At 39.2% G+C, this 13953-nt stretch carries 11 protein-coding genes; 10 read left to right on the forward strand and 1 reads right to left on the reverse strand.

The features are described from left to right. The first annotated feature begins 4 nt into the window (after positions 1-4). The 9 genes from nuoF (at position 5) to CH362_RS14730 (ending at position 9523) form a co-directional block, all read left to right on the forward strand. Complete coding sequence (nuoF, locus tag CH362_RS14690; protein WP_100711072.1) at positions 5-1303, forward strand: NADH-quinone oxidoreductase subunit NuoF; 1299 nt, start codon at positions 5-7, stop codon at positions 1301-1303. A gap of 3 nt (positions 1304-1306) precedes the next feature. Further along, positions 1307-2365, forward strand: a complete 1059-nt coding sequence (nuoH, locus tag CH362_RS14695) for an NADH-quinone oxidoreductase subunit NuoH (RefSeq protein ID WP_100711073.1) — start codon at positions 1307-1309, stop codon at positions 2363-2365. Then, a complete protein-coding gene (locus CH362_RS14700) occupies positions 2359-2970 on the forward strand; it encodes an NADH-quinone oxidoreductase subunit J family protein (protein WP_100711074.1) in 612 nt (203 codons plus the stop codon). Before nuoH ends, CH362_RS14700 begins: the two co-directional genes overlap by 7 nt. Further along, the gene (gene nuoK, locus CH362_RS14705; RefSeq protein WP_020768973.1) at positions 2967-3302 is read left to right on the forward strand and encodes an NADH-quinone oxidoreductase subunit NuoK; all 336 of its coding nucleotides are present in this window, start codon (positions 2967-2969) and stop codon (positions 3300-3302) included. The genes CH362_RS14700 and nuoK overlap by 4 nt, the downstream gene beginning before the upstream one ends. A gap of 4 nt (positions 3303-3306) precedes the next feature. Continuing rightward, positions 3307-5238: an NADH-quinone oxidoreductase subunit L gene (gene nuoL, locus CH362_RS14710; RefSeq protein WP_100711075.1), complete on the forward strand. Its 1932-nt coding sequence runs from the start codon at positions 3307-3309 to the stop codon at positions 5236-5238. Next, positions 5239-6888, forward strand: coding sequence for a complex I subunit 4 family protein (locus tag CH362_RS14715; protein WP_100711076.1), 1650 nt, complete (start codon positions 5239-5241; stop codon positions 6886-6888). Further along, positions 6885-8363, forward strand: a complete 1479-nt coding sequence (locus CH362_RS14720) for an NADH-quinone oxidoreductase subunit N (RefSeq protein WP_100711077.1) — start codon at positions 6885-6887, stop codon at positions 8361-8363. Before CH362_RS14715 ends, CH362_RS14720 begins: the two co-directional genes overlap by 4 nt. Position 8364: 1 nt before the next feature. Further along, positions 8365-8877: an SseB family protein gene (locus CH362_RS14725; RefSeq protein ID WP_100711078.1), complete on the forward strand. Its 513-nt coding sequence runs from the start codon at positions 8365-8367 to the stop codon at positions 8875-8877. Between the two features lie 94 nt (positions 8878-8971). Beyond that, positions 8972-9523 (forward strand): hypothetical protein, encoded by a 552-nt coding sequence (locus tag CH362_RS14730; RefSeq protein WP_244280600.1) that lies wholly within the window; start codon positions 8972-8974, stop codon positions 9521-9523. Here the strand turns inward: CH362_RS14730 and CH362_RS14735 are convergent. Continuing rightward, a complete protein-coding gene (locus CH362_RS14735) occupies positions 9495-9941 on the reverse strand; it encodes an MAPEG family protein (RefSeq protein ID WP_100711080.1) in 447 nt (148 codons plus the stop codon). The two genes, CH362_RS14730 and CH362_RS14735, sit on opposite strands and share 29 nt — an antisense overlap. A 170-nt stretch (positions 9942-10111) precedes the next feature. On the opposite strand from CH362_RS14735, the gene CH362_RS14740 reads away from it, so the two are divergent. Further along, positions 10112-13951, forward strand: a complete 3840-nt coding sequence (locus CH362_RS14740; RefSeq protein ID WP_100711145.1) for a PAS domain S-box protein — start codon at positions 10112-10114, stop codon at positions 13949-13951. Positions 13952-13953: the final 2 nt, after the last annotated feature.

Here is a 13953-nt window from a genome sequence, read left to right on the forward strand (position 1 = left end):
CGTTATGGCAGAAATGAAAATCCTCACTAAATTTATAGATGATCCTCGTTCGAACGAATTGGAATTTTACGAATCGGTTCACGGTTACGACGGGATGAAAAAGGCTCTGTCTATCGCGCCGGAAGAAATTATAGAGATCGTCAAAAAATCAGGTTTAAGAGGAAGAGGGGGAGCTGGTTTCCCTACAGGCCTGAAATGGTCCTTTATTCCTAAGGATATTCCAAAACCTAAATATCTTATCTGCAATGCAGACGAGGGCGAACCTGGAACATTCAAAGATCGTAAACTGATTGAGAACCTTCCCCACCAAATCATTGAGGGGATGGTAATCGGTGCAAAAGCGATCGGCGCAAATAAAGGATTTTTCTATATTCGTGGAGAGTTCAATAAGGGAATTGATTCCATGCAGAAGGCGATTGATGAGGCCTATGCAAAAGGATATCTTGGTAAAAATATCTTAGGTAGCGGATTCGATTTTGATCTGGTATTATACGCAGGAGCAGGTGCTTATATCTGCGGAGAAGAAACAGCACTTATCAATTCTTTGGAAGGTCGTAGGGGTCATCCTAGATTAAAACCTCCATTTCCTGCGGTTTCCGGTTTATATCGTTGCCCTACAGTGGTGAATAACGTGGAAACTTTTTCCACTGTTCCTCATATTTTGGATAAGGGTGCTGATTGGTATTCTAAAATAGGTACTGAAAAATCTCCAGGAACTCGTTTATTCTCCGTTTCAGGTCATGTGAAAAGACCTGGAGTATATGAGATAGAATTAGGGACTCCTTTATTAGAATTAGTGAATGATCTTTGTGGTGGAATGCTCGACGATGTTCCGTTAAAAGCGGTGATCCCAGGCGGTTCTTCCGTTCCGATCTTAACTGCAGAAGAATGTAAAACTGCAAATATGGATTTTGAATCCATGGCGGCTCATAAAACAATGCTTGGTTCTGGTGCGGTAATCGTAATCGGAGAAGGCACTGACTTGGTAGAGACCACTTACAGATTTGCAAGATTCTATGCTCATGAATCTTGCGGTCAATGTACTCCATGCAGAGAAGGTACACATTGGGTCAGGGATCTACTACATAAGATCAAAGAAGGAGAAGGAACAAGTGCAGACTTGGATCTTATTCTTTCCTTAGCTAGAAATATGGAAGGTGGAACAACCATCTGTCCTCTTTCTGATGCGTGTGTGGGAGCAGTCCGACCTACTATCTTAAAATTCAAACATGAATTCGAAGCCAGATTAAAAGATAAAGCAGGCAAAGAAGAAGAACCAATTCCTGCACAGACGGGAGTCTGAACTATGGACTGGAATATAGTTCTACTCTGGTTATTAAAAAGTGCGCTTTTTTTCTTAGTGTTCATCACTGCTTGTGCGTATTATACATTAGCAGAACGTAAAGTAGCCGGATTTATCCAGGACAGAAAAGGCCCGAACCGCGCAGGTCCTCTTGGTTTACTGCAACCTTTGGCGGATGGGATCAAGTTCTTAACGAAAGAAGAGATCTTTCCTAAAAATGTAAACAAGGTTATGTATTTGATTGCACCTGCGATCTCTATGACCTGTGCGATCATGGCTTGGGCAGTGGTTCCCTTGGGTGGGACTGTGATCTTACCTGAATTTCTGGCAAAAGAGGTTGGATTTACTTCTTTAGATCTTCAAATTGCAAATCCTGATACAGGGATCTTGTTCTTGTTTGCTATCTCCAGTCTTTCTGTTTATGGGATAATTCTTGCAGGTTGGTCCAGCAATAATAAATATTCTTTGATTGGTGGGATCCGTGCTACGGCTCAGATGATCAGTTACGAATTGCCTCTTGGTCTTTCTGTGGCGGCGATCGTGATCTTGACTGGATCTTTAAAACTTACTGATATTAATGATGCTCAGATCGGTCTTTGGAATATTTTTAAACTTCCTGGATTTATTGCATTTTCTGTTTTCGTAGTGGCTATGTTTGCTGAGACAAACAGACTTCCTTTCGATTTAGCAGAAGCTGAATCCGAATTGGTGGTTGGATTTCATACAGAATACGGTGCATTTAAATTCGCGTTATTCTTCATTGCAGAATATATGAATATGATCACTATGAGTTGTGTAGTCACCATTTTGTTTTTTGGTGGATATCATCTTCCTTTTGGTATATTGAGCGGCTCTATTTGGCAGGCCTGGGCGGGATTAGGCTTCTTTACTCTTAAAGTTTTATTCTTCGCATTTTTATTCATGTGGGTGAGATGGACCCTGCCTAGATTTAGATATGATCAGTTGATGACTATCGGCTGGAAAAAAATGATCCCTTGGGCAGTGGCAAATATAATAGTCGCAAGCGTTTATGTAAGTTTGGACGGTTTCTGGAAATGGTAGGAATTTTTGATAATCCTCAACTTCTGCTCTTTTTTATATTTGGCGGAGTGCTGGTTGCTGGAGCATTAGGAGTTGTATTTCATCCGAATCCTATTAGTTCTGCTGTTTTACTTGTGCTTTCCTTTTTTGCGTTAGCCGGAATTTACGCGATCATTGGCTCCGTTTTTGTGGCCACAATGCAAGTTTTGGTTTATGCAGGCGCTATCATGGTGCTTGTAGTTTTCGTTCTGATGCTTCTATCTTTGCACGATGAAGGAATTGCAAAACTTTGGGATCATCCTCTCAAAAAAGTTTTGGTTCTTTCTGTTGTTGTGTTACTTGCTGTGGTGCTTATCCATTCAGTGAGAGAAGGTGTCCCGAATACGGAGGCTTCTCCGAAAGGATATTCTGATTCTGGATCTTATGAGTATACATTGTCCAAATCAGAAGAAGGTAAGGCGGGCGTAATCGCAGAAGGAAATACTGCCGCTGTAGGAAGTTCCATGTTTTTGGATTACCTTCTTCCTTTCGAAATAGTTTCCATATTACTTTTGGCTGCAGTCCTTGGTGCAGTTATATTAGGAAAAAAGAATTTAGGTAAAAAAACAGAAGAAGGGGAGCCATGAATCCGGGAATTCTGAAACCAACTCTGGCGGGAATCCCAGTGGAATATCTGCTGATCCTGGCCTGTATTATTTTTTCCATCGGTGTAGCCGGGGTTTTATTCAGAAGAAGTGCTGTAGTCATCTTCATGAGTATAGAACTCATGTTGAACTCCGTAAATTTGGTATTTGTTGTTTTTTCTAAATCACTTCATCAGGTTCAGGGAGAAGTGGTTGTATTTTTTGTGATGGCAATCGCTGCAGTGGAAGCAGCGATCGGTTTAGCCTTAGTAGTTGCGATTCACAGAAAGAAAAAGACAAGTTTCGTAGACGAAATGAATTTAATGAAATGGTAATGCGATGAGTTGGGAAATCCTTATATCCGTTCTGGCTTTTTCTCCACTTCTTGGGTCCGTATTAAACGCATTATTCGGAAGATACTGGAAGGGGCTTTCAGGTCCGATCGGAACCTCTTTGTCTTTTGTATCTTTTGCTGCGAGCGTATTCGCTTATCTTCAATTCCATCCCTTGGAAAGACAGGATGCTCAAATTGTAACTCTATTCAATTGGGTACAAGTTGGGAATTTTAAAGTGGATCTTGCTTACCAAGTAGATCAACTTTCTCTTTTTATGGCTCTGATCATTACGGGGATCGGAAGTTTGATCCATCTATATTCCATCGGATACATGAAAGGAAATCCTGGAATTGGAAGATTTTTTTCTTATCTGAACTTATTCGTATTCTTTATGCTCCATTTGGTTTTAGCAGAAAACCTTGTGGTCTTATTCTTCGGTTGGGAAGGTGTAGGACTTTGTTCTTATCTTCTGATCGGTTTTGATACTCATAGAGAAAACGCTGCACAAGCAAGTATCAAAGCTTTTGTTACCAATAGGATCGCTGACTTGGCGATGATAGGTGGAATTGCTTTAACTTATTGGTTGGCTGGTTCTGTTTCCTTTATTACAATTTCTGAATCTTTGCCTCAGGCGAAGTTCTTTTTGAACGCACTCCCTTTTGTAGCAATCTGCTTCTTTATAGGTGCGATGGGTAAGTCTGCTCAGTTCCCGTTCCATGTTTGGTTGCCCGATGCAATGGCCGGACCAACTCCAGTTTCTGCTTTAATCCATGCGGCAACCATGGTGACTGCGGGATTATTCCTGATCGCAAGATTGAATTTTATTTTTATCTTAGTTCCTAAGGTCGGCTTTTGGATCGTTTGTATTGGGACATTCACTGCATTCTTCGCAGCGACTATTGGTGTTTATCAAAACGATATTAAGAAAGTTTTAGCCTATTCTACTGTTTCTCAGTTAGGTTATATGTTTGTGGCAATGGGAACAGGCGCGTATGTTGCGGGACTTTTCCATCTATTGACTCACGCATTCTTTAAGGCCCTGTTGTTCTTGGGTTCCGGTTCAGTAATCCACGGATTATCTGATGAGCAGGATTTAAGAAGAATGGGAGGACTCAAGTCCCAGATGAAGATCACTTGGTGGACCTTTCTATTAGGGACCTTGGCGATTGTAGGAGCTCCACCATTCAGTGGATTTTTCTCTAAAGATTTGATCTTAGAAAAAGCGTTTTATTTCCATCCAGTATTCTTTGGAATGGGGATCGCTACTGCATTCTTGACCACATTCTATATGTTCCGCCTAACGTTCTTGGCGTTTACTGGTAAGTCCAGAGTTTCTAATCATGTACATCCACATGAATCTTCTTGGACCATGACTGTGCCATTAGTGATTTTGGCATTGGGTGCTGCATTTTCCGGATATTTGTTGGTTCCTGAATCTTTAGGAGGAGGAATTGATTTCTTAGAGAAATACTTCTCTCCTGTTTTTGCAAAAGGATTACTATATTATTCTCAACAAAAAGGTCCTTTGGAAGCCCATCATTTAACCCATGAGTTGGAACTCCTACTAGCTGGACTTTCGTTAGGTGCAATCCTTTTGGGAGTTGGGATCTATTGGTTCTTCTTTGGTAAAAAAGAGAAGCTACCTTCAGATGAATCCTCTTATTCCGGCTGGAGACTTCTTCCTGCAAATAAGTATTTCATAGATGAAATTTTCAAAAACGTTTTGATTGGACCGATTTCTGCACTATCCGAATTTTTATCCGAAGTAATAGAGAAACATTTGATCGACAGAGTTTTGACCGGAACAGGGAAACTTTCCGGAGGGGTCGCCTCATTACTACGTAGGATCCAAACAGGAACCGTAGTAGATTACGCTTTTCTAATTGTCTTAGGGACCGTTTTGATCTTGTCCGTTTTCTTATGGAGGGGAATCTAAGTGCCCCAGTATTATTTAAGTATTCTGTTATTTTTGCCTGTTTTAGGGATTCCTTTTTTATTCTTTTCTAAAAATGAAAAATGGATCAGACTTTGGTCTTCGATCGTGACTCTGGGAGTCTTCGCGATGACCATTCCTCTCTTTTTGGAATTTTTGAAAGGAGATAGCGGTTTTCAATTTACACATCATATTTGGAACTTCTTGAAATTACAATCAGGAGGTTTGGATTATCATATAGCAATAGATGGATTTTCTTTATTGCTTGTTACGATGTCCGCGCTTCTATTCTTTCTTTCGGCTTTATCTGCTTTTTCTAATGTAAAGCATAGGATTAGGGAATTTTTTATACTTCTTCTTTTGGTAGAAACTGGAGTGATCGGAGTATTTCTTTCGGTCAACCTGATCCAGTTCTATGTTTTCTGGGAATGGATGGTGCTACCTTTCACATTGATGGTAGGGATCTGGGGAGAGAACGGAAGAATTAAAGCAGCAATGAAATATCTGGTATTCTCATTTACCGGATCCGTTTTCATGCTTGCGAGTATTTTGGTTTTATATCATTACACGCACACATTCGATTTAGAAGAATTGGCTGTAGTGTCTCTAAATTCTATTCCTGCGAATATTAAGTTTTGGTTATTTGTTGGATTTAGTTTCGCATTTGCGATCAAAGTGCCTTTATTTCCTTTCCACACTTGGATGCCAGATGTTCACGAAGAGGCTCCTACTGTAGGTTCCGTTGACTTAGCAGGAATTCTACTGAAGATAGGGCTATTCGCTTATGTGAGAGTGGCTATTCCAATTTTCCCTCAGGTATTTTTAGAATATCGTAATCTACTTACTGCACTTGCTGTTGCTGGGATCGTTTATGGGGCTTTAGTCGCGTTAACCCAAAAAAACAGCAAACGTCTAATCGCATTCTCTTCTCTTTCGCATATGGGATTCTGTATTTTGGGGATCTTAACTCTTACGGAAGAAGGTGTGGCTGGCGGAATGCTCCAAATGGTGAATCATGGATTTACTTCAGGGCTTTTGTTCTTTATATTAGGATTCTTGCATGAAAGAACTGGAAGTAATGAACTAAAAGATTATTCTGGTCTTGCTAAATCAGCTCCGTTTTTAGCAGTAACAATTGGTTTGGCTGCTTTTGCGAGTGCTGGACTTCCCGGAACAAATGGTTTCGTGGGAGAATTTTTAGTTCTTATCGGAACTTTTAAATATAGCCTTCTTTACGGATTCCTAGCCGGAACCGCAGTTATCTTTGCTGCGGGGTACATGTTATACTTTGCAAGGCACTTATTATTTGGTGAGCCAAACTCTTTATCTTCTGGCCTGTCTCCTTTAAATATAAGGGAGAAGTTTATAATCTCCGTAGTTGCAGGAATTATAATATTAACTGGGATTTTTCCTAATCTTCTACTCGAGTATTTGAAACCGAGCGCCAGAGTAGTGTTGAACCTTACTTCTAAGCAAGCTCTACAAGAAAGAGCCTTTTTGGAACAGGAAGGCACTTTGAAAAATACCAAAAAGAAATTTATAAATTATAGGACCTTGGGCGTCGAGCCTCCTAGTTATGAGGATAGGATCAGTTCCGGAAGAGGAACAGGGATCCCAGGTAAAAAGACAGTATCCCAAGAGGCGGAAGAATGAATTTAATTCCAAATTCCAACGATCTAATTTCTATACTTCCTATTCTGGTACTTTCCGGAGGAGGGATCTTATTGCTTGGACTACAGTTCTTTTTCCAAGGATTCGAATTCAGGATTGTAAGGTTCACTTCTGGCCTAATTTTGATTGCTGCCTTCTTCTCCTTATTTGTTTCTCAATCGAATCCTGGAGTCGGATCATATTTTTCAGGACATTATGAAATTTCCACCACCGGTTTCTGGTTTGGGGCGTTATATTTAATCGCAGCATTCTGCACTGTTCTTGCTTCCCCAAGAGTATTAGAACAACATAATATGGAATTTCCAGAGTTCTATCCCCTTCTTCTTTTTTCAGTAGTCGGAATGTTTCTGATGACTTCTGGAACGGATACTGTCACAATCTTTGTTGGATTGGAGTTGATGTCAGTATGTTTGTATGTTCTCGTCGGAATGGCAAGAAGTGATGTTTATTCTTTAGAAGCCAGTTTGAAATATTTCCTTTTAGGAAGTTTTTCCACAGGATTTTTCTTATTCGGGATGGCGTTTTTATTCGGAGGATCTGGCACAACTCATCTGCAAGATTCTTTAAAACCTTTGCTGAGTTCTGGATTTGATTCCAATTTTACAAAGATAGGTTTATTACTTCTGTTAACAGGGATCTCATTCAAGATTGCTTTATTCCCATATCATTCATGGACACCTGATGCTTACGAAGGTGCGTTAACTCCAGTTACCGGCTTTATGGCAACGGCCTCTAAATCTGCTTCTATGGGATTATTACTCGTTGTATTTTCAAAATTTCCAGTCCAAGTTGCAGGCGGAGAATGGACTTGGATCATGGGAATTTTGGCTCTGATGTCCATGACTTATGGAAACTTCGTAGCTCTGAAGCAGACAAGTTTAAAGAGAGTGTTAGCATATTCTTCCATCGCTCATGCAGGATATGTAGTAGCGGGGATTTCTTTAGGCGGAAAAGAAGAAGCCTTATTCTATCTGATCGTATATTCTTTTATGAGTTTGGGAGCGTTTGCAATTTTATCTTTCTTGGAAGAAGGGAATCGCCACGTAACGTATGATTCAATTGCTGGACTTGCAAAGTCCAGGCCTTGGACCAGTTTTGCATTATTTATCTTCTTCTTGTCTTTAGCTGGAATTCCTCCTTTAGGTGGATTCTGGGCAAAATTATTTCTATTCCAAAGGATTGCAGAAGGAACAGATCAAATCTCCAGATTATTACTCATCGGAGGTATTGCGAACTCTGCATTAGCATTATATTATTATGTGAAAGTAGGAATACTTGCATACATGAGTTCTGAGGAAGGAGAAATTTCTAAATTAGATTCTCCTAAAGCAAGTTACGGAGTTCTATTCGTTTCTGCAATTTCTTTGGCTGCCGTGTTAGTGGGATGGTATTTTATCCAACCTAAGGATTTGAATAGCTTAAAGTTCGCGAACAAATCCGCAGAATTACAAAAGTAAGATGTCCAGTTTCAAAAAAGTTCTCTCTTCTATTAAAGAATATTTTGAACCTATCCCTAAGTTTGATGGAGAGAATGCAAGGTTTAGGGAAGCAATCTATCTTTATTCTAAAAATCGTTCCGAAAAAAATTTAGAAAAACTTTCCGCTGAGCTCACCAAAGCTTACTTTTTAATCCCTCATGCTGGCGAAGAAGCTGCCGCTAAAAAGGCAAAACCCAAAAAGAAAGTAGTGGCTAAAAAAAAGAAGAAGACTCCTTCTAAAAAGGGACCTCAACCGATCGTATTATTATACGTAAGCGATGAACATGGTAGAGTGTTCTTACCGGCATTTTCTCATCCTTCCGAATCATTCCGTTATTTTAAAAAGGATACTGCACTCGTTCCAATTACTGCAAAAGAACTATGGGCCTTAGGATTACAGAATAAGGGAGTTTCTGGAGTTGCTATAGATCCTGGCTCTACGTTATGGTTGCTCTCCAGAGATCATTTGGAATTATTGCAAAAAGAAAAATAATCCTTTTCTTTTACCAAACGCACCAATGTATTCTTCTTTTCGAATATATATTTTCAACCTTCTCCTTTTATTCGCTTTATTCACAAACTGTATTTTGGTTTCGAGATCGGAACTTTCTTCTCCTTCTACCTTAAACGATGGAAAAGTATTAAAACATTATAAAAAAGTTTCTGTTAAAGTGATCTATATCCCAGAAAAGGATGATCACGCTTACAATCTGGAAGAAGATGAGCAAAAAAATAGGGAAGAAACGTGGACCGAACTTTTAATTTCTGCGTATGAAGATTCGGGGTTGTTCCGAGAGGTTGCTACTTCTCCAGACGGTGATCTGAAAGTTCAAATTAAGATCGTAGAATCTCAGGCAGAAGATAGAGGATTAGAATATACATTTTCCAAAGGTTGGGGTTTTCGTCCATACAGAGAAGAAGGCTCTTTCGCTATGAGCACTGATTTTTATAATTCAAAAGGTGAACTTTTAGGTTCGGTAGACTTAGTGGAAAAATATGATTACTATTATCAGATTTTCTTTATATTCCTAATGCCTTTTTATTCTTCCGGTGCGGAATACGGAAGGTTGGGGCGTTTTATGGGATTGAAAACCTTAGATAGAGCCTTATCTAAGGAAATTTTTTTCCCCAAAAAATAAACTCTAAAAATTTTCTGAAATAGTTTACCCATATCCCAAACAAGATCAAATTACTCATAGCAAATATAATTAATCTATGAATAACGTTGTTGTAAGTAAGGTGAATGAGACTATGCAAGGTCCTAAGTCCCACATAGATCCAGGTCAGCTGAAAATTTAAAGGGTCATTAGAACTCGTTAAGTATTGTATAAGGCAGATCAAATAGAATAATAGAGGAATTTCCAATAGATTCATATAGTTCCGATTTGCTATGGCTACCCATTGAGGAACATTTTTGGATTCTCCGAACTTAAAATCTTCTGGGATTACCTTTCCGATAAAACCTGCATATAAACGTCGAATTGGGATTTGCAACAATACGAAAAAAGTCAATAGAGCTAACGCTCCGATCGGAAGAAGCCAATATTCTTTTTGCATTTCAAAACCTTTGGATCAAAAGGAATTTTTATATGGAATACTTTTGCTTATAATCTGCAACCAAAAGACACAGAATTTCAAAATCTTCAAATTCTATTTTCATTGACTCTTGAAACTTTTTGACTAATCTAAAAAGCCCTTTATTTTCGTCTGATACTCTTATACTTACAATGCAAGAATCCCTGGAAAAGTTAGTCTATCACTGGATACAAAATGATTGGGAAGTTTTCCAATTCATCCAAACCGAAGGGCTGGATGGCATTTGGGTTTTGGATCTTTCGGATCGAAATAGATTGTGGCTCAATCCAAAATTCAAATCGGTCCTTGGGTTCTCCGGATCGGACTCTGATATCTCTTCTGTGCATTGGAAAGATCTCTTTTTTAAGAAAGATTATGAGTTGATCGATTCTCAATTGGGGAAGGTTCAGGAGACAAAAACTCTTCCTATTCGTTACAAAACATTTTCTGGTTCTGAACTGGATACAGATACTAAACTTAAAATTATAGAAGGTCAGTCCGGTGAGCTGATTTGTCTCGGTGCAATCAAAATTCTGAAAGAGTCCGAGCTACATGTGATGAAAAAGGAATTGGATATCCTTTCCTTAATCAATGCATTACCAGATATGATTGGCTATTGGGATTCGAATCTAATCAATAGATTGGCTAACGATGCATATCAAAACTGGTTTGGGATTGAGGCCAAAAAGATTGTCGGCTTACATATGAAAACGGTTTTAGGTGACGAATTATTCGAATTAAATTTTCCGTATGTTCAAAAGGTCTTAAATGGTGAGACCCAATTATTTGAAAGAAAAATCCCATCTATAGATGGAGAACATTTCAGATATTCATTAGCAAAGTATATTCCGGATTTTAGAGACGGAAAGGTAATAGGCTTTTCAGTTATAGTCAGTGATATTTCAAAAATTAAGAATGCAGAAGCTGAAAATCTAAAGTTGGCAAAGATAGTCGAATCTTCTGACGATGCAATTATCGGAAAGGACTTGGATGGCAAGATCAATTCTTGGAATAAGGGAGCTGAGAAAATCTTCGGCTATAATTCCTTTGAGATATTAGGATCTAATTTTGATATTCTGGTCGCGAAGGAATCGAATGGATCGGAATCCAAGATCAATCAAAAGATGATTGCTCTCAAAGAAACAGCGAATTTTGAATCAGTAAGAAAGACAAAGGGCGGTCATTCGATCGAAATGTCCATCACACTTTCTCCTATTTTAGATTCTTCGGGAAAGATAATTGGTTCCGCGGAGATAGCGAGGGATATAGGCGAAAGAAAGAGAATGGAGAGTTCTTTTAGAAGTGCCTTCGAATATTCTGCGATTGGGATGGCAATTTTAGATCCAGAAGGGAGATGGATTCAAGTAAACGGGAATCTTATCCAATTACTTGGATATGATTGGGAAGAGTTATCCAAACTGACATTCAGAGAAATAACTTATCGAGAGGATCTTGACAAAGATCTGCAATTACTTACGGAAACTTTGGAAGGTAAAAGGTCGGGTTATCATTTAGAAAAACGTTATGTTAAGAAAAATGGAGAACTGATTTGGATTTTACTTTCGGTTGCTTTAGTACGAGATGCAGACGGAAAACCTAATCATTTCATCTCTCAGATATTAGATATAGACGAGATCAAGAAAGCAGAAGAAGAACTGAGGCATGCTAAAGAATTGTTGGAACAAACCAGCAAACTGGTCCGAATCGGAGCATGGGATATGGACCTTAAACGTAAAGTGGGGTCTTGGTCAGCGATAACAAAAGAAATGCACGAGGTCCCTGCTGACTACGTTCCCGATATTGAGGGAGGTCTTCAATTCGTTAAGGAGGGAGAGAGTAGAGAGAAGGTAACAGAGGCAATAAAATTACTTTTAACAGACGGAATTCCGTATGATTTGGAAATGGAAATAATAACGGCCAAGGGTAATGAACTTTGGGTAAGAACGGTAGGGAGCGCGGAGTTCGAGGACGGTGAATGTGTCCGGATATTCGGTGCGTTATACGATATTGACAAAAGAAAAAAAGCGGAACTGGAATTGTTTCGAGAAAAATCCAGGCTTTCCGCATTCGTTGAGCATGCCCCTGCTGCTGTTGCAATGTTTGATGCAGAGATCAAATACGTTGCCGTCAGTGAAAGATGGTTAACCGAATATCAATTGTCTGGAAAAAATATCATAGGGCTATCTCATTACGAAGTGTTTCCAAACATTTCCCAAGAATGGAAGGATATCCACCAAAGATGTTTATCTGGAGAAGTTCTGAAAAATGATGAGGATGTATGGAGACCGGAAGGTTGGGAGCATGACCAATACCTTCGCTGGGAAGTAAGGCCTTGGTATCAATTAGATGGTGCCATTGGTGGAATCATGATGTTCACACAAGATATCACTGAAAGTTGCCTGCAAAGGGAAGAATTAAAAAAAGCGAAACTGGCTGCGGAACAGGCAAATAGAGCTAAGTCGGACTTCTTGGCAAATATGAGCCATGAGATCAGGACTCCTTTAAATGGGATCATAGGATTTTCCGATCTTTTGCTTAGAACATCAATGGATTCCACTCAGCATCAGTATATGATGACTGTATTTCAATCCGCCGAGTCCTTGTTGGACATTATTAATGATATATTAGATTTTTCGAAAATTGAAGCCGGGAAACTGGAATTGTCTTATGAAAAAACAAATCTTTTGGAACTTTGTAGCCAGATCGTAAATACAATTAAATTCCAGGCCCAGAAAAAAGGATTAGAAGTAATAGTAAATGTCGCGTGGGACGTGCCCCGTTTTGTAAAGGCAGACAGTGTAAGGTTAAGACAAGTAATAGTAAATCTATTCAGTAACTCCGTAAAGTTTACGGAAGAAGGTGAGATAGAATTTAAGATAGAACTTCTTCAAAAAATTTCAGAAACAGAAGGGGAATTTAGATTTTCTGTTAGAGATACTGGTATCGGTATCGCGCCTGATGCTAAAAATAAAATATTTGAAGCATTCACTCAAGGAGATGTCTCTACCACTCGAAGATTTGGAGGGACAGGGCTCGGACTTGCTATTTCTAATAAACTTCTTTCTATCATGGGTAGCGGTCTTCAAGTCAAAAGTGAATTAGGAAAAGGAAGTACATTCTATTTCGATCTGAAGCTGAATATTTCGGAAATTGTGGGAGAAGATTGGATCAGACTTCGTTCCATCAAAAAGGTTTTAGTCGCCGACAAGAATCAAGAAAACGTAAAATTGATCGGAGAAATGTTATCTACCCAGAATATTCCTACGGACTTTTCCAGAAATGGAGAGGAGATGTTACAGAATTTATCCAGCGGAAATAGATATGATATTATTCTAATGGATTATGAAATGCCGGAAGGTGGCGGGCTTGAGCTTGTTAGGAAGGTAAGAGAGGATCTGAAAATCAGAAGTGAAGATCAGCCGATCGTATTGATAGTAAACCCGGAAGAAGGAGACTCATTTAGCGAGAAGTCCAGGAAACTGGGAGTTCAAGAAGTGATCTCTAAACCCATTCACATGCAGAAGTTATTCGATATTCTTGCTAGAAATCAGATTTTTAAGGAACCGTTTGAATTTCCTTTGAATACGAGGGATCAAGAAGGAGCTCCTACCATTCATAAAACTGCAACTATCCTGATCGCCGAAGATAATTCTGTAAATATGATGCTCGCAAAAAGTATCGTTAAAAGGATCCTTCCCAAAGCAAAATGTATAGAGGCTCTGACAGGAAGAGAAGCTGTGGATAAGTTTAGAGAGACTAATCCTGATCTGGTCTTTATGGACATCCAAATGCCTGAGATGAATGGGTACGAGGCAACAAAGGCAATACGTATTTTAGAAAAGGACGGTCACAGAGTTCCGATCATTGCGGTGACAGCAGGTATCGTTTCTGGTGAAAGAGAAAGATGTTTAGAAGCTGGGATGGATGATTACATCAGCAAGCCTGCAGTAAAAGCAGATTTTGCCCGGATTATCTTCCGTTGGATGAGTTAAAT

It is taken from the genome of Leptospira saintgironsiae, from assembly GCF_002811765.1.
Classification (GTDB): domain Bacteria; phylum Spirochaetota; class Leptospiria; order Leptospirales; family Leptospiraceae; genus Leptospira_B; species Leptospira_B saintgironsiae.